21 protein-coding genes are annotated in these 24458 nt (G+C 60.3%); 13 read left to right on the top strand and 8 right to left on the bottom strand.

Annotated features, from left to right (window positions below):
• Window positions 1-13: 13 nt before the first annotated feature.
• From ACM6I5_RS08870 to sohB, 3 genes are all read right to left on the bottom strand, one after another.
• Window positions 14-3829, bottom strand: a complete 3816-nt coding sequence (locus ACM6I5_RS08870; RefSeq protein ID WP_414883616.1) for a dermonecrotic toxin domain-containing protein — start codon at window positions 3827-3829, stop codon at window positions 14-16.
• On the bottom strand, window positions 3826-4215 hold the full coding sequence (locus ACM6I5_RS08865) for a hypothetical protein (RefSeq protein WP_414883615.1): 390 nt from the start codon (window positions 4213-4215) through the stop codon (window positions 3826-3828). Before ACM6I5_RS08865 ends, ACM6I5_RS08870 begins: the two co-directional genes overlap by 4 nt.
• 133 nt (window positions 4216-4348) lie before the next feature.
• Window positions 4349-5371, bottom strand: coding sequence for a protease SohB (gene sohB / locus ACM6I5_RS08860; protein WP_414883614.1), 1023 nt, complete (start codon window positions 5369-5371; stop codon window positions 4349-4351).
• A gap of 202 nt (window positions 5372-5573) precedes the next feature.
• On the opposite strand from sohB, the gene ACM6I5_RS08855 reads away from it, so the two are divergent.
• The 6 genes from ACM6I5_RS08855 to ACM6I5_RS08830 all read left to right on the top strand — a co-directional run bounded on the left by ACM6I5_RS08855 (window position 5574) and on the right by ACM6I5_RS08830 (window position 12175).
• A complete protein-coding gene (locus tag ACM6I5_RS08855) occupies window positions 5574-6284 on the top strand; it encodes a histidine phosphatase family protein (protein WP_017339180.1) in 711 nt (236 codons plus the stop codon).
• A 64-nt stretch (window positions 6285-6348) separates the two neighbouring features.
• Window positions 6349-6663: an SCP2 sterol-binding domain-containing protein gene (locus tag ACM6I5_RS08850; protein WP_414879774.1), complete on the top strand. Its 315-nt coding sequence runs from the start codon at window positions 6349-6351 to the stop codon at window positions 6661-6663.
• A gap of 293 nt (window positions 6664-6956) precedes the next feature.
• A complete protein-coding gene (locus ACM6I5_RS08845; protein ID WP_414883949.1) occupies window positions 6957-8804 on the top strand; it encodes an amidohydrolase in 1848 nt (615 codons plus the stop codon).
• A 170-nt stretch (window positions 8805-8974) separates the two neighbouring features.
• A complete protein-coding gene (locus ACM6I5_RS08840; RefSeq protein WP_017339183.1) occupies window positions 8975-9838 on the top strand; it encodes a LysR family transcriptional regulator in 864 nt (287 codons plus the stop codon).
• Between the two features lie 106 nt (window positions 9839-9944).
• Complete coding sequence (locus ACM6I5_RS08835) at window positions 9945-11090, top strand: sterol desaturase/SRPBCC family protein (protein ID WP_052909696.1); 1146 nt, start codon at window positions 9945-9947, stop codon at window positions 11088-11090.
• The gene (locus tag ACM6I5_RS08830) at window positions 11087-12175 is read left to right on the top strand and encodes an SMP-30/gluconolactonase/LRE family protein (protein WP_414883613.1); all 1089 of its coding nucleotides are present in this window, start codon (window positions 11087-11089) and stop codon (window positions 12173-12175) included. The genes ACM6I5_RS08835 and ACM6I5_RS08830 overlap by 4 nt, the downstream gene beginning before the upstream one ends.
• 50 nt (window positions 12176-12225) lie before the next feature.
• On the opposite strand, the gene ACM6I5_RS08825 is transcribed toward ACM6I5_RS08830, so the two are convergent.
• Together ACM6I5_RS08825 and ACM6I5_RS08820 are read right to left on the bottom strand one after the other, a co-directional pair.
• Complete coding sequence (locus ACM6I5_RS08825; RefSeq protein WP_414883612.1) at window positions 12226-12468, bottom strand: hypothetical protein; 243 nt, start codon at window positions 12466-12468, stop codon at window positions 12226-12228.
• 109 nt (window positions 12469-12577) lie between these two features.
• Window positions 12578-12820 (bottom strand): DUF465 domain-containing protein, encoded by a 243-nt coding sequence (locus tag ACM6I5_RS08820; RefSeq protein ID WP_017339187.1) that lies wholly within the window; start codon window positions 12818-12820, stop codon window positions 12578-12580.
• 216 nt (window positions 12821-13036) lie between these two features.
• On the opposite strand from ACM6I5_RS08820, the gene ACM6I5_RS08815 reads away from it, so the two are divergent.
• Entirely contained in the window at window positions 13037-13558 is a 522-nt protein-coding gene (locus ACM6I5_RS08815; protein ID WP_414879776.1) for a DUF4142 domain-containing protein, read from the top strand.
• A gap of 69 nt (window positions 13559-13627) precedes the next feature.
• On the opposite strand, the gene ACM6I5_RS08810 is transcribed toward ACM6I5_RS08815, so the two are convergent.
• Window positions 13628-13816 carry a hypothetical protein gene (locus ACM6I5_RS08810; protein WP_017339189.1) on the bottom strand — a complete coding sequence of 63 codons (189 nt, stop codon included), beginning with the start codon at window positions 13814-13816 and terminating at the stop codon, window positions 13628-13630.
• Window positions 13817-14017: 201 nt separating this feature from the next.
• Here ACM6I5_RS08810 and ACM6I5_RS08805 point away from each other — a divergent pair, with 201 nt between their 5' ends.
• From ACM6I5_RS08805 to ACM6I5_RS08780, 6 genes are read left to right on the top strand one after another with little or no spacing between them, the layout of a single operon-like run.
• Complete coding sequence (locus tag ACM6I5_RS08805) at window positions 14018-14869, top strand: STAS domain-containing protein (RefSeq protein WP_414879777.1); 852 nt, start codon at window positions 14018-14020, stop codon at window positions 14867-14869.
• Between the two features lie 4 nt (window positions 14870-14873).
• Complete coding sequence (locus tag ACM6I5_RS08800) at window positions 14874-15236, top strand: STAS domain-containing protein (RefSeq protein ID WP_253428671.1); 363 nt, start codon at window positions 14874-14876, stop codon at window positions 15234-15236.
• Window positions 15233-15637: an anti-sigma regulatory factor gene (locus tag ACM6I5_RS08795; RefSeq protein ID WP_253428672.1), complete on the top strand. Its 405-nt coding sequence runs from the start codon at window positions 15233-15235 to the stop codon at window positions 15635-15637. Before ACM6I5_RS08800 ends, ACM6I5_RS08795 begins: the two co-directional genes overlap by 4 nt.
• Window positions 15634-16644 carry an ATP-binding protein gene (locus ACM6I5_RS08790; RefSeq protein ID WP_414879868.1) on the top strand — a complete coding sequence of 337 codons (1011 nt, stop codon included), beginning with the start codon at window positions 15634-15636 and terminating at the stop codon, window positions 16642-16644. The genes ACM6I5_RS08795 and ACM6I5_RS08790 overlap by 4 nt, the downstream gene beginning before the upstream one ends.
• The gene (locus ACM6I5_RS08785) at window positions 16637-17512 is read left to right on the top strand and encodes a sensor histidine kinase (RefSeq protein WP_414879778.1); all 876 of its coding nucleotides are present in this window, start codon (window positions 16637-16639) and stop codon (window positions 17510-17512) included. The genes ACM6I5_RS08790 and ACM6I5_RS08785 overlap by 8 nt, the downstream gene beginning before the upstream one ends.
• Window positions 17502-19445: a response regulator gene (locus ACM6I5_RS08780; protein WP_414879779.1), complete on the top strand. Its 1944-nt coding sequence runs from the start codon at window positions 17502-17504 to the stop codon at window positions 19443-19445. The genes ACM6I5_RS08785 and ACM6I5_RS08780 overlap by 11 nt, the downstream gene beginning before the upstream one ends.
• An 81-nt stretch (window positions 19446-19526) precedes the next feature.
• Here the strand turns inward: ACM6I5_RS08780 and uvrA are convergent, their stop codons facing one another.
• Entirely contained in the window at window positions 19527-22163 is a 2637-nt protein-coding gene (uvrA, locus tag ACM6I5_RS08775) for an excinuclease ABC subunit UvrA (RefSeq protein ID WP_414883611.1), read from the bottom strand.
• A 145-nt stretch (window positions 22164-22308) separates the two neighbouring features.
• Window positions 22309-24420, bottom strand: a complete 2112-nt coding sequence (locus tag ACM6I5_RS08770; protein WP_414883610.1) for an ATP-binding protein — start codon at window positions 24418-24420, stop codon at window positions 22309-22311.
• Window positions 24421-24458: the final 38 nt, after the last annotated feature.

Here is a 24458-nt window from a genome sequence, read left to right as displayed (position 1 = left end):
CTCCACCCATCTGCTATCGCTCGATCGGAATCGGTCGCCCCAAAGCCACCCAGTCCCGGTAAATCTGCGCACGGTTTTCCAGTGTGGTGAACACCGCAAACGGGTTATCGAACGCGCCCGCCGGCATCAGTGGATTCAAGGTCAATCGGCCCCACAATTCATCCGAAGCATCCGCTTCACTCAACAGCCGCCATACCCGTGCCTGAAGATCCAGGTAATTGACCCGAAAATCCGGGGTGAGGGTCAACGTGTTCATGGTCCCTAGAAACCGCCCACCACCCGGCTTGAGCGCCAGTCGCAGCCAGACCTGCATCCTGGCCTCGCGCAGCCCTGGTTCAATCCCGTTCAACCAGGCCAACGGATTCGCATAGTCAGCACCCTGTGCACTCAACCACAGGTTGATCCCCGTTTGTTCTCGATGCGCGACCAGCCGCTGCAAGGTGTCTTCATCGCTCAACGGGTTGTTCCACAGCAGCACCCGATCCCTGGCGATTGCCTGGTTCAGCACCGCTTGGGGGATGCGCGTGATCTGGTTATCGCGCAAATCCAGGGACGTCAGGTATGGCTCATCCATGATCCCGACCGGGCAATGGCTGATGCGGGTATTGCGCAGGTTGAGTTGGCGCAGATTGTTCAAGCCCAGCACCATCGGCGGTACACCCAACGGGTTGTCGCTCAGGTCGAGGCTTTGCAAGCTTTTCAGCTCAGTCAGTTGTGAAGCAGCGCGTTCACTGAATACCAGCTGGGTGGCGCGCAGATTGAGTGAGGACAGGTTTCTCAACTGGCACAGAGCAGGCGGCAAGGCATTCCCTTCCTGGCCGTCCACCAGGAAATGACGCAAGTCGACGTTTTCCAGATTCAACACCTCGAGATTCGGGAAGCTCTCGAGAAAGCCGTTCAGACTGTCCTCCTCGGTCAGATGGAAGCCTTGCATCGACAATTCGACCACATCATCAAGCCGCACGCTCAGGGTGGGTAGTCGGTGATAGTCCTCGAAGGCGAGATCGAGCCTGACACGGCGGTTCGGCGCGCGCTTTTGCCAAATGGCGGCAAGTTCCACGGCGAGCTCCGTCCTGACTGTCTGTTCCTCGTGCAAGGCCATTTGCAGGAAGTGGGCATTGTGCACGGCAATTTGGGCAGGGTTCATACCCGCCGCCTCTTCATCGCCCATGGCCAGCATGGGAATGTCCATGTCGGCAATGTCTTGCACCGTTTGCTCGACCCAGCCATTCAACTCGGTGTTGAGTTGTTGGAATTGCAGATTCAGCCGATCGATATACGCCTGTACCGAGACGCCTTCGCGCTGTATGACCTGATCCACCTCAGCATCGGTGAAGTCCGGGTAAATATCCTTGATCTGTAATCGGGTGGCTTGCAATGCCATGGCTTCACCCTGAGGCGTCGACGGGTAGCCTCCACCGCGCAACCCCTGGCGTTCGAAGGTCAGCCCTGAATCGAGCCTTTGCAAACCGAGCAGGGTTTCGGCTCGGGACAATGCACAATCGCTGAGGCTTAGCCGCAACTCGCTGGCCGGATTCCGTGATGTGAGATGCAACACCGAGCGTTCCTCGTCCGACAGCACGCCGAGGATCGCGTCATAGAAATCCGTTGGCCGACCCTGCCGTAGGTAACCGTTGCCTGCCTTGATGACGCTTCGGTAATGGGTGGCATCAAGGGGCCCGCAACGGTCAAGAACCCGGCCGGTGGACGAACCGTCGAGGACCTCGATTCGCAAATCTTGCGGCCAGCCGGGCAGGTTTTTCAGGGAGTGCAAGGCCAGCGTGTCCGTGTCGGCATTCGCAACCGCCCGCAGATAAAAGCCTTCATAGGCGCGATTGAGCCGCACATGTTGTTGGTATTCCCGTGCCTTGCCGTCCAGGCGTGCGAAAAGCTGCCTGGCCTCGGCCACGACGGGTGTCTGTTGGATGTCCACGCCGTAGCGGTCAAGCATTTGCTCAATCGCGGCTGTTGGCAGGTCCGGGTACTGCTGCTGGAACAGACGGACCCATTCGTGCTCCGAACGCTGGAGTGCTTCGTAACGCTGACTGAATTGCGCAGCCTCCCCGACCGGGCCGAGATCGTGATCGATCCTGAAGCGACTGATGGTGTCCGCCAGCAAGGGCGTCGGCGAGCGGCCAGCCTGCATCAACCGCAGCATATCGTCGTCAATCGCGCTGACCTTGCCGATCTGTGCCAGCACTTCATCACTGAAAGGCGCCACCGAGGGGCCGATGGCGCGAATGAGCTCGACGCGGCTCGCTGGCGTCACGCTCACCGGATCGGGCGTCGGGGCAACGGCCACTTCCGACTCAGGCCTGAGTTCTTCCGCTGCTGAATCGACGATGGCCGTTTCACCTTTCAGCGCCACCTCCGCGCCTACCGGCAACGCATTGAGCAAGCCAAAAACAGTGCGCGTCACGCCCTCTGAGCGATCGCGTGAAGTTGTGCCATTGGCCACCTGATCAATGCCGTAGCCCGCGTCAATAAGTCCGGCCAGCGCCAGTATCCCCTCGCCTCCCGGAACGAACAACGCCAGTGGCCCGAACCGGTTGACCCATTGCACAAGCGGTTCAACGACTGCACTTAGATTGCCACGATTGACCTGGGCATCGTCACGGATGCTTTGGACAGTGGCCCGGGCGGCCTGCTTCATCGTCAGCACGCAGTGGGCAAACGCATCGGTGGCGGATGCAGGATCGTCGTAGCCGATGTACTCGCCCGGATCCCAGTAGCCGTCGTTGTTGAAAAAGCCGGCATTGTTCGTCAGCCAGTGTTTCGCCGGATACAACGCCATGCCATCCAGCGCCGTCAGGACACCGGCATGAAACGTACCGTCCTCGCGATCATCCTCGGCAAAGTGGGCGGCCAAAGCCTGTTTCGTTTCATTCACCCGGCCTTGTGCGGCAATCCATTGGTGCAGTTGAGTCGCGTCGGCGAATTCGTGCAGCGGGGAAGAATTGCCGGGGATGAACAACAGCACTCTGGCACTGGCGGTGTCACGGAAGGCCCAGATATCTGTCGCGGTGTAACGGTAGAGCTTCAACCGCCCGGCCCTGACGGCTGAAGGAGCGAGAGTCGGTGCTTGCAGTTGCTCGATGGTCAGCGTTTCCCATGGCTGATCCGGCGGCAAACCTGCCGCTTGCATCGCAAGCCTCAGGCCTTTTGGCGACAGGCGCTGTTCGTGAAGTTGCAACCAGGCCGCCATGACGAACGCCGCTTTGACCGACGTTCTCAACGCATAAGGTTTGGGTGCGAGAATGACGTCATCGGCCGGCCAGGCTTGACCGAGATACGCTTCGTACAAGCCCTTCAATTCCAGTTCCCAGACCCACTTCTTGAACTCGGCTGGCCTGAGATTGATCTGTGTCGGCGGCCCGTAGACTTGCGGTGCGGTTCGACGATAAACACCTTCATACGTCTGGTGATTGCCGCTGCCGTGATCGGCAAACTCATCGGCATTTTCCACGATGCGTACGGCGGGTCCGTTATCCGGTGGCGTGTACAAGCCGAACGCGGTTTCGGCGAAACGGCCGTCCCCCACAGTCTGGTAGTTGGACAGCAACGTTTGCAGCAGCGACCGGGAGCTCGCCACCCGCCCCTGCTCGATACCGTTTTCTGCAGGATGACCCTTGTAGTTGTAATCGAGCGTGACCAGCAAGGCCGTCTGCGGATCGATGCCCGCCCCCCACTTTTCCTTGATCAAGCGTTCGCCAAACTGGCCCGGGGATTGTGGCAAGGCGAGATCGATACCGGCTTTCAGTTCGGCACGCCATCCTGGCATTGCCGACGGCGTCTGGCCGTCGGCAGGATCGTGAGTGAAATCGTTCATCGGGACGCCCCCGAATGGGCGCTGGAACTCGGGACAGGCGCCGCGGGATGGCGTGTCAATGCCGCGCCAGTGAGTTGCCTGAGCAATGCCCGACGCTCATTTTTGAAGTTGTCAAAAATGGCATTCAGACGTTCCGTGGCCACCGCGCGCGAGAGTTCCGCCTGCCCCTCCACCTTGACGGCCTTCGAGACCTGGTACCCCTTCAGAATGTCGCCGAGTTCACTCCTTGAAGGATTGGTGATCAGACTTTCATAGCGTTCACGTCGCAGCTGACTTGAAGCAGTCAACAGCCAGCCAGGGGCATTGTTTTTAATCAAATCGAAAAAAACACCCTGTTGATCTGGAGTTAATACAGGAATGTTTGGGTTCGCGGGCAGAGATGACATTGTAACCACTCGAAATTAACTAGGAACGCTAGCCTATCGAGCGATTTTCTTAAAAAGTGCTACATATATACCGCCACAAAAAAAACGGCCCCTTTCACTGCGAGACAATGAAAGAGACCATTATTAGCATGTGTTACCAGAAACGTTGCTGAGTCAACCGGCTCCACCAGTTCAGCAATACGCGATCGACCGAACCGCTGGCCGCCATGCCGATGCGTTCCTGCAGGCTTTTGCGTTCGGCATAGTGCAGGTGATAAAGCTCGGATTTTTTCGCCCGTTCGGCAAGGTACTCATCGCTGGTCTTGAGTTCGTCAACCAGCTGCTTGTCGAGCGCGGCAACGCCGAGCCAGATTTCGCCGGTGGCCACTTCGTCGATGGCCAGTTGCGGGCGATAGCGGGACACGAAGTTCTTGAACAGCTGATGGGTGACGTCCAGGTCTTCCTGAAATTTCTCACGGCCCTTTTCGGTGTTTTCGCCAAATACGGTCAGGGTCCGCTTGTATTCGCCGGCGGTGAGGACTTCAAAGTCGATGTCATGCTTTCTCAGCAGGCGATTGACGTTTGGCAACTGCGCCACCACCCCGATCGAGCCGAGGATGGCGAACGGGGCGCTGATAATCTTCTCGCCGATACACGCCATCATGTAGCCGCCGCTGGCCGCAACCTTGTCGATGCACACGGTCAGTGGCACGCCGGCATCACGAATGCGCGCCAGTTGCGAAGACGCCAGGCCGTAGCTGTGGACCATGCCGCCACCGCTCTCCAGACGCAGCACGACTTCATCCTTTGGCGTGGCCAGGGTCAACAGCGCGGTGATTTCATGGCGCAGGCTCTCGGTAGCCGAGGCCTTGATGTCGCCATCGAAATCCAGCACGAACACCCGGGATTTTGCCTCGGGCTTCTTCTTTTGTTTTTTCTCGGTTTTCGCTTCGACCTTGCGCAAGGCCTTGAGCTGGTCCTTGTCGAGCAAGGTCTGCTCCAGGCGCTCGCGCAGCCCTTTGTAGAAATCATTGAGTTTGCTGACTTGCAACTGGCCGGCCGACTTGCGTCGACCTTTACTGCGCAACGACGCGAAACTGGCCAGGACCACCAGAATGGCGATCACCAGTGTCACGGTTTTAGCCAGGAAACTGGCATATTCGGACAGAAACTCCACAGGGACTCCTTCAATACAAAGCGCTGCATTAACGCGCGCGGGATAGCATCAGCATACCCATGCGCCGGCCCGCCGGCCAGCCGTGAAACCTCTGGCAACAGGCTGTAACGGGCATTTCAAACAAGCGTATGTTTTTTCATTGACAGCTCACCCTCATCCTCATAACCTCGCCAAACCTTCAACGTACCGGGATGACGCGGACGTGGGCAGTATCTATTTGATTCGACATGGCCAGGCCTCCTTTGGTGCAGACGACTATGACGTCCTGTCGCCGACCGGTGTTCGCCAGGCAGAAGTCCTCGGCCAGCATCTCGCCGGGCTGGGTATCCGCTTTGATCGCTGCCTCTCGGGCGACCTGCGCCGCCAGCAGCATACTGCCAGCAGTGCGCTGGAACAGTTCGCTGCCGCAGGCTTGCCGGCACCGATCGTGGAAACCGATTCTGCCTTCAATGAATTCGATGCCGATGCGGTGATCCGTGCGCTGCTGCCGGCCATGCTCGACGACGAACCCGAAGCGCTGGAAATCCTGCGCAACGCTGCGCAAAACCGTGCCGAATTCCAGCGTATTTTCGCTCTGATCATCGAGCGCTGGCTCGCCGGCACGTATGACACCCCGGGCCTTGAAAGCTGGCTGGGTTTTGTCGAGCGGGTGCAGGCCGGCCTGCACCGGATCCTCGAAAGCGCCGACAACACACAGAAAATCGCCGTGTTCACCTCCGGCGGCACCATCACCGCCCTGCTCCACCTCATTACGCAAATGCCGGCGAAGCAGGCCTTTGAACTTAACTGGCAAATCGTCAACACCTCGCTCAACCAACTGAAATTCCGTGGTCGCGAGGTGGCACTGGCTTCTTTCAACAGTCATGCGCACCTGCAGCTGTTGAAAGCCCCGGAACTCATCACGTTTCGCTGAGTCCGGACTATTGTGACCCTGGCTGTAATCACCCAGCTCTAATTACCCAAGAAAGGATCGAACCATGACCTCCGTAGCTGATGCCGTACAAGCAATGAAAGCCAAGTTCAACCCAGCCGCTGCTGCCGGTCTGGACCTGGTCTTCGGTTTCCGCATCGACGACACCCAAAACTTCTCGCTGATCGTCAAGGACAGCACCTGCGAGCTGAAAGAAGGCGAAAACCCGGACGCCCAGGTCACTCTGGTGATGGACGGCGAAACCCTGGAAGGCATCGTTGACGGTTCGACCGACGGCATGCAGGCGTTCATGGGCGGCAAGCTGCGCGCTGAAGGCGACATGATGCTGGCCATGAAACTGTCCGAGCTGTTCCCAAGCTAAGACGGCGGTTCCCGCGTTCGGGAGCCTCTCTGGTTGCAAACGAATCCCGCCCCTTGTGGCGGGATTCGTCGTTTTTCACCTTTGGAAAAACGCCCTCTGCAGATTTGCGGTCTATATTCCTTCTGGCCGCATGCGTCAGACATCGGCTGTTCAATCCGATCATTTTTGCGGAGAACACTGCCATGCCCCCACCTGAGGACCACGAAGGTTTCAACCGCCGACGTGTATTGCAAGGCCTTTCGGCAGGTGCCGTCGGTGCCTGGATCAGCCCGCTGTTCGCAGGGAGTAAAACCATGCCAGATACCCCGGCCGACCTCATTCTGTACAACGGACGCCTGCACACCGTCGATCGCAAGAAACCCCAGGCCAGTGCCGTCGCCATCAAGGACGGGCGCTTCGTGGTGGTCGGTAGCGACGCGCAGGCCATGGCGCTGCAAGGACCGGGCACGCAAATCATCGACCTCCACGGTCGCACGGTGATTCCCGGTCTCAACGACTCGCATCTGCACCTGATCCGTGGCGGTTTGAACTACAACCTCGAATTGCGTTGGGAAGGCGTGCCGTCGCTGGTCGATGCCTTGCGCATGCTCAAGGATCAGGCCGACCGTACACCCACGCCGCAATGGGTGCGGGTCGTCGGTGGCTGGAACGAGTTCCAGTTCGCCGAAAAACGCCTGCCCACGATTGATGAACTGAACAAGGCAGCACCAGACACACCGGTGTTCGTGCTGCACCTCTACGATCGCGCCCTGCTCAACCGCGCCGCCTTGAAAGTGGTCGGCTACACCCGCGATACGCCGAACCCGCCAGGCGGTGAAATCCAGCGCGACGCCAATGGCGACCCGACCGGCATGCTGATCGCCCGCCCCAATGCGATGATTCTTTACTCGACGCTGGCCAAGGGACCGAAACTGCCGCTGGAGTATCAGGTCAACTCGACCCGGCAATTCATGCGCGAACTCAATCGCCTCGGTGTCACCAGCGCCATCGACGCCGGCGGCGGTTATCAGAATTACCCGGACGACTATCAGGTCATTCAGCAACTGGCCAAGGACCAACAGCTGACGGTGCGCATCGCCTACAACCTGTTCACCCAGAATCCCAAGGAAGAACTGACCGACTTCAAGAACTGGACCAGCACTTCCCACTATGGCCAGGGCGACGATTTCCTGCGGCACAACGGTGCCGGGGAAATGCTGGTGTTTTCGGCGGCGGATTTCGAAGACTTTCTCGAACCCCGTCCGGACCTGCCGCAAACCATGGAACAGGAACTGGAACCGGTGGTTCGCCACCTCGTCGAGCAACGCTGGCCGTTCCGTCTGCACGCCACCTATAACGAATCCATCAGCCGCATGCTCGATGTCTTCGAGAAGGTCAATCGCGATATTCCGTTCGACGGTTTGCCATGGTTTTTCGATCATGCCGAAACCATCACGCCACAGAACATCGAGCGGGTCAAAGCCTTGGGCGGCGGGATTGCGATCCAGGACCGCATGGCCTTCCAGGGCGAGTACTTTGTAGACCGCTACGGCGCCAAGGCCGCCGAGCACACGCCACCGATCGCGCGGATGCTCGCCGAGGGCGTTCCTGTCGGCGCCGGCACCGATGCCACGCGGGTGTCGAGCTACAACCCCTGGACCTCAATGTATTGGCTGGTCAGTGGCCGCACCGTCGGTGGTCTGGAGCTGTATCCGCAAGGTTTGAGTCGCGACACCGCACTGGAATTGTTCACCCACGGCAGTGCCTGGTTTTCTTCCGAGCAAGGCAAGAAGGGCCAGATCAAGGTCGGGCAACTGGCGGATTTGATTGCGCTGTCGGCGGACTATTTCCATATTGAGGATGAAGCGGTCAAATGGATCGAGTCGGTGCTGACGATTGTCGACGGCAAGATTGTCTATGGCAGCGCCGAGTTCGAGAAACTCGGACCGCCGCCCGTGCCGGTGGTGCCGGAATGGTCACCGGTGGTTAATGTGCCGGGGCATTGGAGACCGCTGGCACCGATGACAGCACAGGTTCATCAATGCGTCGGGGCTTGTGCGGTGCATGCTCACAGCCATGAACGGGCGCGATTGTCTTCGGCACCGGTCAGTGACTTTCAGGGATTCTGGGGAGCGTTTGGCTGTTCGTGTTTTGCGTTTTGAGCTGGACGGCTGAAGAGCGCTTCTCCCGGTTCGTGGGAATTCACCGGCGGTGTACATATCCGTTGCTGCGGTAACGGATATGTACCCCCTCAACAAACCCAACAAACGCGCACCAAACGAGTCCGCGTGTATCCGTTTACAATGCCCGAATCTCCCGCACCGGCCTCCCCATGGACATCGATCTCGCCCGTACCTTTCTGGAAATCGTCCGCCACGGCAGCCTCGCCGCCGCAGCGGAAAAACTCCACGTCACCCAGACTGCGATCACCGCACGTGTACAGAAACTCGAAAACCAGCTGGGCAGCACGCTGTTCGTGCGTAACCGCGCCGGTGCTCGTCTGACTCCGAACGGCGAAGCCTTTGTGGTCTACGCCAATCAGCTGGTCGAAACCTGGGAAGCCGCGCGCCGGGACTTGCCATTACCTGAGGGATACCACGACGTACTGCACATCGGCGGCGAAGTCAGTCTGTGCAACCCGTTGATGCTCAGTTGGGCCGCCGAACTGCGGGAGAAGATCCCCGGGCACGCGCTGCGCATGGAGATCCGCGACGGCGAAAATCTGCTGCGTCAACTGGAACTGGGGGTGCTGGACGCGGCGCTGGTCTATCAGCCCGAATATTGGCCGCGCCTGCAAGTCGAGCAGATACTGGAAGAAAAACTGATTCTGGTTCGTCTGGCCGGAAAGTCTGATCCCTACGTGTACATCGACTGGGGGCAGGACTTCCGTCGGCAGCATGATGCCGCGTTACCGGAGAAAGCCAAGGCAGCGCTGAGCTTCAACCTCGGCCCCCTGGCCTTGCAATACATTCTGGAAAACGGCGGCAGTGGCTACTTTCGTACCCGAGTGGTGCAGAGTTACCTGGAAAGCGGTGTGCTGGAACAAGTGCCGAAAGCTCCGGAATTCAGCTACCCGACCTATCTGGTTTACTCCCGCGACCGTGACTCGGCCACCCTGCAACACGCCTTCGACCTGCTGCGCGAAGTCATCCAGACCGACGATGACTGGTCGCAACGCTGGAACCCGCTGACCTGAGTCCGCTTTACACCGGAACATGGCATTTGTGTCCCCTGGCTTTGGCCCGCCGGAAACGGCGGGATCGTCTAATCTGCTGGGACAACAATAACCACAGGTGAACGCAGTGAGGCAGACCACCGAGGCTTTTCGCAGCCGCTATCGCGCGGACATTCATCCACGCTACAACCCCTGGCTGCACGGCGGGTTTGTGCTGCTGTTCGGCTTGCTGGCCATCGGTGCATTCTGGAACACCGTGCATCAGGTGCTGCCGCTGGAATGGCTCGCCGTGCCACTGACGTTGTTGTTCTTCAACTTCGGCGTGTACGCCGTGCATCGTCACCTCGGGCATCACAAGAAAAGCTTCGCGCGGATGTTCTATGCCCGCCATGCCGGTGATCATCACAGCTTCTTCGCTCCCGGACACATGACGTATGACAGCGCCCGCGACTGGCGGGTGATCCTGTTTCCAGCCTGGCTGATCGTGGTGCATACGCTCGTCATCACCCTGCCCGTCTGGTGGCTGCTGGCGCAGTTCGATGCCAACGTTGCCGGCCTGGTCGGCGGCTGCCTGGTCCTCGGTTACCTGACCTATGAAGTGTTCCACGCCTGCGAGCACCTGCCGCCCTCAAACCCGGTGACACGCTGGCCATGGATCCGCCAGATGCGCCGCCTGCACGAACTGCATCACCGTCGGGAGTTGATGCAGGAACGCAACTTCAACATCGTTTTTCCACTGACGGACTACCTGTTCGGCACCCTGTATTGGGAGCCCGAACCCACGCACCTGCACCCGACGAGAACGCCCATGACCCGTATGCAGCATCAGATCACTATCGCCGGCAACCCGATTGACGTACTCGCCTACGCCAGCACCGTGACCCGTTGGCCGGAGTGGCACCCGTCGTCGCTCAAGGTCAAGGGCCAGGGCGGGCCGCTGCATGCAGGGTCACGCTTCGAAGAAGACATCCGGGCCGGCGGGCGCGAGGGCCATTTGAGCTGGGCGGTGAACGAGTATTTGCCCGGTCGTCGCTGGAGCGCTCGCGCCCAGGGCGATCATGGCTTGTCGTTGGTAGTGACTTACGAATGCGAGGCCGAGGGCGACGGCACCCGTTTTGTCCGCACTCTGGAATACCAGTTCAGCGGCCTTGGGATGCGCATCGCCAACCGTCTATTGCTGAAGCGGCGCATCGATCATGAATCGGCCGCCTCGATGCTGGCCTTGCGCGAAATGGCCCGCAAGCACCTGGCCCCGGCAGGAGTCACGGTGTGAGTCGAACCGTCGCGTTTCGCCGTGTCGTGTTGCTGGTGATCGTGGTCATTGCAGCGTTCCTGCTGCTGATGCCGACCAAAGTGCAACCCGTGGCCTGGACGCCGCCACCGGCGCCGTCTCTCACCAGAGGGCCGTACGCCGACAATCAACGTCTCAAAGGCGTGGAGCGTGTGGGCGCCGAGGATATCGACGGGCCGGAAGCCTTGCTGCTGGAGGACAACGTGCTCATTACCGGCCTGCATGACGGTAGGCTGATTCGCACCAGCCTCGACGGCAAGGTCACCAAAGTGCTGGCCGACACCGGCGGCCGGCCGTTGGGCCTGGCCCGTCACCCCAATGGTTTGCTGGTAATCGCTGACGGGATCAAGGGCTTGCTGTCGCTGGATGCCCAGGGGCGGTTGATCGCCCTGTCCACCGCAGCGAATGGCGTGGACTTCGGGTTCACCGACGACGTGGTCATCGACAAGTCCGGGCACTACGCCTATTTCAGTGATGCTTCCAGCCGCTTCGGATACGGCCACGACGGCGAGGCGATCATCGAGCACGGCGGCGATGGTCGCTTGCTGCGCTATGACTTCCAGACCGGCAAAACGGCAGTCCTGCTGGACAAACTGGAGTTTGCCAACGGCGTGACCCTGGGACCGGACGAGGCGTTTGTGCTGGTCAACGAAACCGGCGCCTATCGCATCAGTCGATACTGGCTCAGCGGTCCGAAGGCCGGCACCCACGATCTGTTTATCGACAACCTGCCAGGCCTGCCGGACAACCTCGCATTCAATGGCAGGGACCGTTTCTGGGTGGCACTGTATGCCCCGCGCAACGCACTGCTCGACGCCACTGCAGCATATCCCTTCGTGCGCAAGATGATCGTGCGGGCGATGACCGTCCTGCCCAAACCGGTAGAGAAACGCGGGTTTGCCTTGGGGCTGGATGTCGAGGGCAAGGTGATTGCCAATCTGCAGGACGGCAGCCGCGACAACTACTCGCCGATCACCACGGTGCGTGAGTATGGGGAGTGGTTGTATTTCGGGTCGTTGAAGGCCAGACATATGGTGCGGTTGCCGTTGAGCAAGGCCTTGCAGTAAACCTGTGGGCGCGGGTTTGCCCGCTCCCACAGGACAGGTGTCAGGTCAAATCAACGCGGATCCATCTCGCCATCGCGCACCGCATTATCGGTTTCTTCACGCACGCGTTCCGGGTCGAGGTCGGCGCCGTCGTCCTGATCCATGGGGATAGCGCCTTCGTTGTTCGGCAGTTCGTCGATACCCGGTTCATCTTCAGGGTTGACGGTGTTGCGCCCGGGGCTCAAGGGCTCGGGACGGGTGGGGATGGGGTCGTAGCCGCCCTGCTCTTCGCTCGGGAATTTTGGGTCATTCATTGGGCACCTCGCATGGAGCCGTAAAGTCGGACTCTGATCATTCGAGGTGCCGGGATTTATCACCGTTCCAATTTTTCAGCCACCGGTCGTCGGTGGCTGAAGCGACACGTCAGGACGGTGCCTGAAGTTGTTGGACGATCTTGTCCTTGAACTGCAAGCGCTTCTCCTTGAGCTTCTTCAGAGCCTCATCACTGGGCGCATCCGATTGGGCGGTTTCAGCCTTTACCACCTCGGCGTCCGCCTGCGAATACTTGTTGATCAGTGAATCCAGTAACGGATCCTTGGTGCGTTTTTGCTGGACATCTTCCTTTGACAGTTTCAAATCCGCATAAAGGTCGTGTGGCACCGGCATGGAACACCTCCGTTTGTTGATCGGTGGCAAACGCGATCGATTGCGCTCACCAACTATCAGAATGGCCTCGGTTGGCGCGTTCTGTCGACCGCCTATCAGACCAGCGGTGTCCGTTCGTCGTCCTTTTGCAAGGCCGATTAAACCTTTTCCCGCCCGTCGGCCTCCACAGATTAACGATCACTTGATCGCCCATGAAAACCTGTGTGGAGAAAACCAATGGACGGATTCAACCTGCGCCACCTCACTTTGGCCGTAGCCTTGAGCACCAGCATGGGCGCGGCGTTCGCGGCCACTTCAAACGATTTCGTCGACAAGGCCGCCGCCGGCGGTATCGCCGAGATCGAAACCAGCCGGCTCGCCCTGGAAAAAAGCGCCTCGGCCGACGTCAAGGAATTCGCCAACATGATGATCACTGATCATTCCAAGGCGAACGATGAACTGGCGACCATCGCGAAGAAACACGACATCGAGGTGCCTGACACCACGACACTGGTGAAGCAGGCCAAGGAAAAGATTCTTGATATGCGTGACGAATCGTTCGACGCCGCGTACGCCAACAATCAGGTCAAGGCGCACGAAGACACCATCGAACTGTTCAAGAAAGAAGCCAACACCGTGACCGACGACAAAGTCAAAGGCGCCACGGAACTGAAAGCTTTCGCACAGAAAATGTTGCCGGGCCTGGAAAAGCACCTGGATGGGGCGAAAAAACTGCAAGCTGCCCATCCGAGCAAATAACGCGCAGCAAATAAAAAGACCGCCTCCATGATCCATGGAGGCGGTCTTTTTTTGCGCCAGTAGCCGGTACTAGCCGCCGTCGGTATCGATGTCGGCGTCCGTCTCCTCGCCAGGTTTCGGGCGATCCGGATGCGGCTTGAAGCCCGGGCTGAACTCATTGTCGTTGTCGGTGTGACGATTCTTCTGGTCAACCGCTTTATCGGCACTTTCCGGTTCGGCGGTTGTAGCGTTTTCCTCAAGCTCACGTTGATCGGTCATATGCACCTCGTTCATCACTGGCAATGCGCGGCTGAAACACCGGCCTTGTAAATTCGAAGCTTTACGTCAGGCATCGTTCCATCGGTGAACGGGATGAAAATATCCAGCGTGGGAAGACAACTATTTCATACGAGAAATGTCACTGACTTGCACCGGTCGTTTTTTGAGGAATCGGCGCACACTTCCAGGGAGTCAAGGCACATGGCAGCACTGCAAACCACCACACTCAATGCGATGAAAACAAATCAGGCCCAACTGCTTGCCGATTGGGCTAACAGCCTTGAGACCAGTGGTGCCACACGCAATATCAAAGAACAGGATCTGAAGCAGGAGACTTCGGAATTTCTGCAGTTGATCGTCGCTGGCCTTGAAAACGGCAACAGCCAGAATGTAGCAGCGCCTGGCTGGGACGAGATTCGCCAGTTTCTGGAAAAGCTCTCCCATAGCCGCGCCCTGCTCGGCCAGGACTCGCAGCAGACCGCCAGTTTCATCTTTGCGCTAAAAGGCCCTCTGTTTGCACTGTTGCAAAATCATTACCAGGACAATCCGGCCCTGTTGGCCGAACAGCTCTGGGAAGTCTCCGAACTGCTCGACGCGCTGGGCATGCACACCATCCGCACGTTCCAGAAATCCCGCGAAGCAGTGATCAAGCGCCAGCAAGAAGAACTGCTTGAATTGTCGACCCCGGTGGTCAAGCTCTGGGACGGCGTACTGGCGCTGCCGATGATCGGCACCCTCGACTCGCAACGCACCCAGGTTGTGATGGAATCGCTGTTACAGCGCATCGTCGACACCGGGTCGGAAATCGCCATTATCGACATCACTGGCGTGCCGACCGTCGACACCCTGGTCGCCCAGCACTTGCTCAAAACCGTGACCGCCATTCGCCTGATGGGTGCCGATTGCATCATCAGCGGCGTGCGCCCACAGATCGCCCAGACCATCGTGCACCTGGGGCTGGACCTGCAAGGCGTGGTCACCAAAGCCAACCTGGCCGATGCGCTGAAACTGGCCCTGACCCGACTGGGCATCACCGTCAGCAAGGCAGATTGAGCCGATGGAGCGTATTCCGATTTTGCAGATGGGCAACTTCCTGCTGGTGACCATCCAGGTCGACATGCACGACCAGTTGGCCCTGACGCTTCAGGATGATTTGTCCGAACGCATCAGCCGGACATCCGCCCGGGGCGTGTTGATCGATATTTCTGCGCTGGACATGGTCGACTCGTTCATCGGCCGGATGATCGGCACCATTTCCGGGCTATCGAAAATCATGGATGCCCAGACCGTACTGGTCGGCATGCAACCTGCCGTGGCCATCACCCTGGTGGAGCTCGGCCTTACATTGCCTGGCGTCTGCACCGCGTTGAATGTCGAGCGCGGAATGAAACTGCTTCAGGATCGGGTACGCGAGCAATGACCGTGCGCAGCAGCGGCACTCATCCGATCAACATTGAACAAGACGTCGTGCTGGCCCGACAGTTGGCGCGCAAGCTGGCCACCGAATGCGGCATGCGCCTGATCGACCTGACCAAACTGGTGACCGCCGTCAGCGAGCTGGCGCGCAACACCATGGTGTATGGTGGTGGCGGTGACATGGACTGGCAAATCCTCGACGAAAACGCGCGCACCGGTTTGCGCCTGGTCTTTCGCGACGAAGGGCCGGGCATCCCCGACATCAAGCTGGCAATGACTGATGGCTGGACCTCCGGCAGCGGCCTGGGCCTGGGCCTGACCGGTGCCAAGCGGCTGGTGGAAGAGTTCGAACTCGACACCGCGCCCGGCAAAGGCACTCGCATAACGATCACCCGATGGACATGAATATCGGCGGTTCGATGACGCAGGTATTAATCATCGAAGACAGCAGCCAGATCGGTCACGCACGCCGCAGCGCTCAGCAACTCGCGGAAAAAAACGGCTTTGACGCCACGGATGCCGGACGAGTGGCGCTGGTGGCCACGGAGCTTGCCAGCAACATTCTCAAGCACGCCACCCGAGGCGAGCTACACCTGAGGGTGGTGCCACGAATGTCAGGTGCAGGGATCGAAATGCTCGCCATCGACCGCGCCAAGGGCTTTGATTTGCAGGCGTGCCTGGCCGACGGATTTTCCACCCACGGTACCCAGGGCATCGGCCTTGGCGCGGTGTCGCGCCAGGCCGATGTGTTCGACGCATTTGCCGATGCGCGCGGGGCCGTGCTGTTGACGCGGTTTTACTCGCGCAGCGACAAGGCGCCGGACCGACGCATGGGCGTCAGCCAACATTCGCTGCACGGCGATCCGGCCTGCGGTGACGTCTGGCACCTGGCCTTCGACGGCCCGCGCATCAGTGCGCTGGTGATCGACGGTCTGGGGCATGGCGAGGAAGCCGAACGTGCCGCCCGCGCCGGCGAAAAAGCCTTCGCCCAGTCGCCGTTCGCTTCGCCGCTGCTGCTGCTTGAAGACATCCATAGCGCCATGACCGGCACCCGTGGCGGCGCGTTGGCCATCGCTCAGTTCGATGGCGAGGCCAACGCGCTGAGATTCGTCGGTATCGGCAACATCGGCGCCTGCCTGATCGCCCCGGACAAATCCCGCGGTATGGCCTCCCACCCCGGCATCGTCGGTGGGCAATACCGCAAAGCGCAACCCTTTGACTATGCCCACGTGAACGGACATTTGCTGATCATGTACAGCGACGGTCTGCAGTCCCGCTGGAACCTGCAGGATTACCCCGGCCTGGTGCACCGCCATCCCGCTGTGATCGCGGCCATTCTGCACCGCGATTTCTGCCGTGGACGGGACGATGTCACGGTATTGGTCATTGCTCTGGAGACAGCCCATGGCTGAGACACCCCTGAGTCAGATCGACGAACAGGCCGCGCTGATCGCGCAATTGCAGGGCGAAGCCAATGCCCTGCGCGAAGAGTTGGACGAGACCAATCAGGGGGTTCTGGCGCTGTACGCCGAACTCGACACCCAGGCTGAACAGTTGCGCCAGGCCTCTGACCTGAAAAGCCGATTCCTGTCGTACATGAGCCATGAGTTCCGCACGCCGCTGGGCTCGATCCTGAGCATTGCCAGCCTGTTGACCGATGAACTCGACGGACCGTTGAGCGTGGAACAGCACAAGCAGGTGGCGTTCGTCAGTAACGCCGCACGCGAGCTCAGCGACATGGTCGACGACCTGCTGGACCTGGCGAAAATCGAAGCCGGGCGCATCACCATATCGCCGGCCTGGTTCGACATGTTCGACCTGTTCGCCGCGCTGCGCGGCATGTTCCGCCCGATTGTCGATGCCAGCGCCGTGGACCTGATTTTCGAAGAACCCGTTGGATTGCCAAGGCTTTATACCGACGACAAGAAGCTCGCGCAGATTCTGCGCAACTTCATTTCCAACTCGTTGAAGTTCACCACACGCGGCGAAATCCGCGTCTCGGCGCAGCTGGAGGGCAGCGACCAGGTACGCTTCGCCGTGACGGATACCGGAATAGGTATCGCTGCGGAGCTGCATGGCGCATTGTTCGAGGACTTCTCCCAGGTCGACTCACCCTTGCAAAAACGCTTGCGCGGGACTGGCCTGGGTCTGTCCTTGTGCAAGCGCTTCGCTGCACTGCTGGGTGGTGAGGTCGGGGTCGAGAGTACACCGGGGGTCGGTTCGACCTTCTTTGTCATCATCCCGCTGGCCATCGCCATGGAGCCCGCCGATGAAACGTGATATCCGACTGCTGATCGTCGATGACAACGTTGCCACGCGCTACGCCCTGCGTCGACGTCTGGAGCGACATGGCTATGTCGTGCTCGAAGCGGGTACGGGTGGCGACGGGCTCGCCCTGATCGACAGCGAGTTCATCGACGCGCTGATCCTCGACGTCAACCTGCCGGACATGAGCGGTTTCGACATCGTGCGCAAACTACGCTCCGAAGCCGCCACTGCACTGCTCCCGGTGATCCACGTGTCCGCCGCGTCCATCCAGACCGGGGATATCATTACCGGTCTGGACGCCGGTGCCGACGCCTACCTGATCCACCCCATAGACCCGGACGTGTTGCTCGCGACCTTGCGCACGCTGCTGCGGGTCCGCGATACGGAAAACGCCCTGCGTGAAAGCGAAGCACGTTTTCGCGACATTTTCGTCAACGTCTCGGCGCCCATTGCCGTGCTGGACGCACAGTTCAAGGTGCACGAATGCAATCACGCGTTCGCCCGGCTGATCCAGGACAATCGCAACCCGGACGCCCTGCGTGAGTGCTTCGCCGACCAGCAGGAACTTATCCTCGACGAACTGCGCTTGCGCCTGGCCGCTGGCGAGCGCTGGAAAGGCACGCTGAACATGCGCTTCGAAGGTGAGCTGCGGGAAACCGAGTGGCAGATTTCGCCCTATCGCACGCCGGAGCTGAGCCTGGTGTTCGTCGAGGACGTCACCGAACATCGCCACCGCGAACGTTCGCATCTGGCCCGGCTGGATGATGCGACGTCGCAGCTGGAACATGAAATCGCCGAACGGGTGCGTACCGAAGCACAGTTGCTGCAAGTGCAGAAGATGGATGCGCTGGGCAAACTCACCGGTGGCATCGCCCATGACTTCAATAACTTGCTGACCGGCATCATCACCAGCCTGGAGCTGATCCAGAAACGCGTCGCCGACGGGCGCACCGACAAGGTCCGGTTTTACACCGAAGCGGCGCTGAACTCGGCCACCAGTGCCGCTTCGCTGACTCATCGCCTGCTGGCCTTTGCCCGCCAGCAACCGCTCGATACACGGCCGGTGGACATCAACGAACACATCCGTTCGCTGGAAGAATTGCTGATGCGCACCATCGGCGAACACATCGCGCTGAAACTCGAACTGACCTCCAAAGCCGCGATTGCGCTGGTCGATCCGATTCAACTGGAAAGTGCGGTGCTGAATCTGGTGATCAACGCCCGCGATGCGCTGCCCCAAGGCGGCAATATCTGGGTCAGCACCTACGCGGCGTACTCCCACGGGGACCTGAAACTGGCGGACGGGGCGTATGTCGCGCTGTCGGTGCGCGACGACGGGACCGGCATCGAACACAGCGTAATCGATAAGGTGTTCGACCCGTTTTTCACCACCAAGCCACTGGGCCAAGGCACCGGGCTGGGGCTGTCGAGTATTTATGGTTTCGCCCGGCAATCCGGGGGCGACGCGCACATCCGCAGCGTGGCGCGACGCGGCACCGAAGTCACCATCATGCTGCCTGCCTCGGCTGATCCGGGCACCGTTGAAGAAGAACCTTCAGTCGTTGACCCGCAAGGCTCGGGTGAGCATGTGTTGATTGTCGAAGACATGCCGGCGGTGCGCATGTTCGTGACCGAAGTGCTGGTGGATGCCGGTTATCGCTGCACACAGGTCGGCGATATCGAAGGTGCACTGGAACGCCTGCAAAACGACCCTTCCATCAATCTGATGCTGACGGACGTGGGCCTGCCGCGCATGAACGGCCGGGAACTGGCGGACGTCGCCCGTGGCTGGCGCGAAGGGTTGCCGATCCTGTTCATGACCGGCTACGCGGAAAACGCCCTCAATCGCCAGGTGTTCCTCGGCGATGGCATGGACATGCTGATCAAACCGTTCCAGATCAGCGAATTGCTGGACAAGGTTCGTCGCACCCTCGACTGCGCCTGATAGACCGCCATCGCGGGCAAGTTGGAGCGGCGGGCGGCGATCCGATTGCCCGCGATGAGGCCGGCAAAGGCACCCCATCTCTCAAGCACCCCCAAGCAACCGAGCCAAAAACGGCGCCGTCCGGCTTTTTTTGCTCTTGGCGACTTTCTGCGGCGTCCCTGCCACGACAATCCTGCCACCCTGATCCCCTGCCCCCGGTCCGATGTCGATCACCCAGTCACTCTGCGCCACCACGCGCATTTCATGTTCGACGACAATCACCGTGTGCCCCGCCGTCACCAGCGTATTCAGTTGTTCGAGCAAGCGATCGACGTCCCGCGGATGCAACCCGGTGGTGGGCTCATCAAGCACATACAGGGTTGCGCCGCGCTGGTTGCGTTGCAGTTCGGTAGCCAGTTTGATCCGTTGGGCCTCGCCGCCGGACAACTCGGTCGCCGGCTGCCCGAGACGCAGATAACCCAGACCGATATCCCGCAGCACTTCCAGCGAGCGACGGATGCCCGGTTGCTCAACAAACACCTCGACCGCTTCGTCCACCGTCAACTGCAACACCTGGGCAATGTTCAACCCCTGCCAGGTAATCGCCAGCGTTTCGGGGTTGTAGCGTGCACCGTGGCAAGTCGGACATGGCGCGTAGACGCTGGGCATGAACAGCAACTCGACGCTGACAAAACCCTCGCCTTCGCAGGTCGGGCAGCGGCCCTTGGCGACGTTGAAGGAGAACTGGCCGGCGTCATAGCCTTTGGCCTGCGCCTCGGCTGTCGCGGCGTACAACTTGCGTACATTGTCGAACAGCCCGGTGTAGGTCGCCAGGTTGGAGCGCGGCGTGCGGCCGATGGGTTTCTGATCGACTTGCACCAGACGCTTGATCGATTCCAGCCCTGCGCTGACCTGGCCGCCACTGACTTGCGGTGCATCGTCTTCCAGGCTCAGTTCCTCGGGTTCGCTGTCACTCGCGCCACGCCCGAGATGTGCGCCCACCAGTTCCAGCAGCGCCTGGCTAACCAGGCTTGATTTACCGGACCCCGAAACGCCGGTCACCGAAGTGAAGCAGCCCAGCGGAAACTCGACGCTGAGATTACTCAGGTTGTTGCGGGTGATGCCTTCCAGCCGTAGCCAATCGGTCGGCTTGCGGCTGGTTTGCGGCTGACGGACCTGATCGGCGAACAGGTACGCGCGCGTCTGCGAGTTCGTCACGTCGACCAGCCCCTGCGGCGGCCCGCTGTACAGGATACGACCGCCATGCTCGCCCGCCGCCGGGCCCACATCGATCAGCCAGTCGGCGCGGCGCATGGTTTCCAGGTCATGCTCGACTACAAACAAGGTATTGCCCGCGGCTTTCAGGCGCTGCAAGGCTTCGAACAGCGCTTCGCCATCCGCCGGGTGCAAACCGGCCGACGGTTCATCCAGCACGTAAATCACCCCGAACAGCTGCGAGCCCAGTTGTGTCGCCAGGCGCAAGCGTTGCAACTCACCGGACGACAGCGTCGGCGTGCTGCGCTCCAGCGCCAGGTAACCGAGCCCCAGATCGGTCAGCGTGCTGACCCGCTCCAGCAGATCCTGAGCGATACGCTGCGCGGCCAGGCGTTTTTCCACCGACAGGTTGGGCGTGTGGCGCACATCCGGCGCGTTGGCGTGGCCACTGGCGCCGTGGGCCACTCGCTGCTCACGGGCTTCGCGGGTCTGGTCGTGGGTCAAGACCTCGCCCGCCTCATCGGCCTGTTCGAGGTAACTGTGCGCCGCCACCGGCTTCAACACTTCAGCCACTTGCAGCAACGGCATTTGCGACAACTCGCCGATGTCGTAACCGGCGAACGTCACCGACAACGCCTCGCGTTTGAGCCGTTTGCCGTCGCACACCGGGCACGGGCTGCCGAGCATGAATTGCGAGACACGCTTCTTCATCAGCGCACTTTGCGAATGACTGAAGGTGTGCAGGATGTAGCGCCGGGCACCGGTGAAGGTGCCCTGGTAACTCGGCTCCATGTTGCGCTTGAGGGCGACTCGGGTTTCTTCGGGTGTGAGCCCGGCATACACGGGAACGGTCGGGGTTTCTTCGGTGAAGAGAATCCAGTCGCGCTGCTTTTTCGGCAGGTCGCGCCAGGGTTTGTCGACGTCGTAGCCCATGGTCACGAGGATGTCCCGCAGGTTCTGCCCCTGCCACGCCGTGGGCCAGGAAGCGACCGCGCGCTGGCGAATGGTCAGGCTCGGGTCCGGGACCATCAGGGCTTCGGTGACTTCATACACCCGCCCCAAACCATGACATTCCGGGCAAGCGCCTTGGGGTGTGTTGGGCGAAAAGTCTTCGGCGTACAGCATCGGCTGCCCCGGCGGATAACTGCCGGCGCGGGAGTACAGCATGCGGATCAGGCTCGACAACGTGGTCACGCTGCCCACCGAAGACCGCGTGCTCGGCGTGCCCCGCTGTTGTTGCAAGGCGACCGCGGGTGGCAGGCCTTCGATGGAGTCGACGTCCGGCACACCGACCTGATCGATCAGGCGCCGCGCATACGGCGCCACGGACTCGAAATAGCGCCGCTGCGCTTCGGCGTACAGGGTCGAAAAGGCCAGGGACGACTTCCCGGAGCCGGATACGCCGGTGAACACCACCAGCGCATCACGCGGGATATCGACGTCAACGTTCTTGAGGTTGTGTTCACGGGCGCCGCGCACTCTGACCATGCCGGAAGGAGGATTGGAGGTGCGCTTGGAGGTCATGGGGTGCCTTGAATGTTGTTTGCGAGCGGATGGACGCGATTCAGAATGTAGAAGCTGCCGAAGGCTGCGATCTTTTTATTTTTCTTTGGCGCGACGTCTAAGATCGAAAGATCGCAGCCTTCGGCAGCACCTTCAGGTTCCGGGGTTAGCCATTGAGGACCGTGCGGACCATCCGGGTCAATGCCTCGGGGCTATAGGGTTTGCTCAGCAAATACGTGTCGGGGCTGAGTTGGTGATTGCGCGAAATAATGTCACGGGTGTGGCCGGACGTGAACAGCACGGCCACCGGTGGCGTCTGCACTTTGGCCCAGGCCGCCAGATCCGAACTTTTGATCAGCCCGGGCATGACCACATCGGTGAAGATCAGCTCCACCGCCAGGCCGTCCAGCAACATCTGCATGGCGGCATCGCCGTTGGCAGCCGTCAGGACTTGATAACCTTCTTCACGCAACAACTCCACTGCCGAGCTGCGCACCGCTTCATTGTCCTCGACCACCAGGATGGTTTCGTGGCCGCCGCGTTGCGGTGTGTCATGGTGCACCGTATCACTGAGCAGAGGCCGCAGGCTTCGCGGGAAATACAGCTGCACCCGAGTGCCCTGCCCCTCGACGCTGGACATCTCGATGTGCCCGCCACTCTGTTTGACGAAACCGAACACCATGCTCAGCCCCAACCCCGTGCCCTGGCCATCGGCCTTGGTGGTGAAAAACGGTTCGAATGCTTGCGCGAGCACTTGCGGCGACATGCCGGCGCCCATATCGGCCACGGCGACACGGACATAATCGCCCGCCGAAATCCCCTTGCCTGCGCAGAACTGGCGGTCGAGTGCGACGTTCTCGGCGCTCAGTTCGATGGTCCCTTCACCCTGCATGGCGTCGCGGGCATTGATGGCCAGATTGAGAATCGCGTTTTCCAGTTGATTGCGATCGACGTTGATGTACCAGGACGCTCGGGGCAGGCGCACATCTATCTGGATGGTTTCGCCCAACGCCCGTTGTAACAGCTCGCCGAGGCCTTCGAAGATTTGCCGTGGGTCGCACACCGCTGGCGACAGCGGCTGTCGGCGGGCGAACGCGAGCAATTGCGAGGACAGCTTCGAGCCACGCTCCACCGCCGCAATCGATGCGCTGACCCGGCGCTGCACGTTGGCATTGTCCGGCTCATGCCGTGCCAGCAAGTGCAGGTTGCCGGCGATCACCTGCAGCAGGTTATTGAAGTCATGGGCCACGCCCCCCGTAAGTCCGCCGATAGCTTCGAGTTTCTGAGACTGGCGCAGCTGCTCTTCTGCCGCCAGCCGCGCTCCGACTTCATCGGCGATGCGCTGCTCCAGGTTTCGGGTGAACTTGAGCAGGGATTCTTCGGCGGTCTTGCGTTCGTGGATGTCGATCAACACCCCGGGAAAGCGGAATGGTTCGCCTTGCTCATCGAACTCGCAGCAACCACTGGCTTGCACCCACAGATAACTGCCGTCGGGGCGCACTACACGATATTCGGCATTGAAGGGCTCGCCGGTGGTCACGGATTTATTGACCTGCTCGTTGACCCAGCTGCGGTCGTCGGGGTGAATCCGCGCTTCAGCAAAGTCCGTTGGCAAGTCGCCGAGGTTGTGCCCGGCCGGATAGGAAAAGGTCCGGGCAAAGCGTTCATCGCCGGAGAGCAGATTGCCCTTGATGTCCCAGACGAACGAGCCGAGCAAGGCACCGGCATTCAACGCCAGGCGCACTCGCTCATTGTCGGCGCGGTAGGCATCTTCGGCTTCCTGGCGGCGGCGCTCGGAAATCACATGGTCAGTGGTGTCGACCACCATCGCCATGACACCGGCCGGCGTTCCCTCGTCATTGGCCACCGGGCTGTAATAGAGATCCAGCCAGACGTCTTCGGGGACGCCGTCGCGCAACAGCACCAGTTCTTTGTTGTGATAGGACAAGGTCCCGCCGGCCAGGCAGGTATCGACCACATGCCGGTTGAACTCGGCGACTTCCGGCCAGCCCAATTCCACCGGAGCGCCCAACAGATAAGGATGTCGGCCACCGGCGAACGACGAGTACGCATCGTTATAGATCATGTAACCGGGGCGGCCCCACAGCATCACCATCGGCAGTGGCGAGGCGAGTAGCAGTTGCACCGAGCTGCACAGACTGGCGGGCCAGGTGTCGATACTCCCCAGCTCGGTCACGCTCCAGTCGAACGCGCGGATGCGTCCGGCCATTTCGCCGTCCCATCCGGCACACCCGTGGCTATCGTCTAGAAACTGCATCGACTGATTCTGAGTCCTGTGATTGGCGCCCGTTTGTT

The sequence above is a fragment of the Pseudomonas sp. IT-P171 genome (assembly GCF_949767765.1).
Classification (GTDB): Bacteria; Pseudomonadota; Gammaproteobacteria; order Pseudomonadales; family Pseudomonadaceae; genus Aquipseudomonas; species Aquipseudomonas fluorescens_B.
The sequence above is the reverse complement of the archived record's forward strand: the minus strand, read 5'-3'. Positions and strand labels throughout refer to the sequence as shown.

Bases quoted from the DNA above. Each gene is read 5' to 3' on its own strand.
- ACM6I5_RS08870 (WP_414883616.1), bottom strand. From the start codon at position 3,829: ATGAACGATTTCACTCACGATCCTGCCGACGGCCAGACGCCGTCGGCA.
- ACM6I5_RS08865 (WP_414883615.1), bottom strand. From the start codon at position 4,215: ATGTCATCTCTGCCCGCGAACCCAAACATTCCTGTATTAACTCCAGAT.
- ACM6I5_RS08850 (WP_414879774.1), top strand. From the start codon at position 6,349: ATGACCTCCGTAGCTGATGCCGTACAAGCAATGAAAGCCAAGTTCAAC.
- ACM6I5_RS08845 (WP_414883949.1), top strand. From the start codon at position 6,957: ATGCCAGATACCCCGGCCGACCTCATTCTGTACAACGGACGCCTGCAC.
- ACM6I5_RS08840 (WP_017339183.1), top strand. From the start codon at position 8,975: ATGGACATCGATCTCGCCCGTACCTTTCTGGAAATCGTCCGCCACGGC.
- ACM6I5_RS08825 (WP_414883612.1), bottom strand. From the start codon at position 12,468: ATGAATGACCCAAAATTCCCGAGCGAAGAGCAGGGCGGCTACGACCCC.
- ACM6I5_RS08820 (WP_017339187.1), bottom strand. From the start codon at position 12,820: ATGCCGGTGCCACACGACCTTTATGCGGATTTGAAACTGTCAAAGGAA.
- ACM6I5_RS08815 (WP_414879776.1), top strand. From the start codon at position 13,037: ATGGACGGATTCAACCTGCGCCACCTCACTTTGGCCGTAGCCTTGAGC.
- ACM6I5_RS08810 (WP_017339189.1), bottom strand. From the start codon at position 13,816: ATGACCGATCAACGTGAGCTTGAGGAAAACGCTACAACCGCCGAACCG.
- ACM6I5_RS08805 (WP_414879777.1), top strand. From the start codon at position 14,018: ATGGCAGCACTGCAAACCACCACACTCAATGCGATGAAAACAAATCAG.
- ACM6I5_RS08800 (WP_253428671.1), top strand. From the start codon at position 14,874: ATGGAGCGTATTCCGATTTTGCAGATGGGCAACTTCCTGCTGGTGACC.
- ACM6I5_RS08795 (WP_253428672.1), top strand. From the start codon at position 15,233: ATGACCGTGCGCAGCAGCGGCACTCATCCGATCAACATTGAACAAGAC.
- ACM6I5_RS08790 (WP_414879868.1), top strand. From the start codon at position 15,634: ATGAATATCGGCGGTTCGATGACGCAGGTATTAATCATCGAAGACAGC.
- ACM6I5_RS08785 (WP_414879778.1), top strand. From the start codon at position 16,637: ATGGCTGAGACACCCCTGAGTCAGATCGACGAACAGGCCGCGCTGATC.
- ACM6I5_RS08780 (WP_414879779.1), top strand. From the start codon at position 17,502: ATGAAACGTGATATCCGACTGCTGATCGTCGATGACAACGTTGCCACG.
- uvrA (WP_414883611.1), bottom strand. From the start codon at position 22,163: ATGACCTCCAAGCGCACCTCCAATCCTCCTTCCGGCATGGTCAGAGTG.
- ACM6I5_RS08770 (WP_414883610.1), bottom strand. From the start codon at position 24,420: ATGCAGTTTCTAGACGATAGCCACGGGTGTGCCGGATGGGACGGCGAA.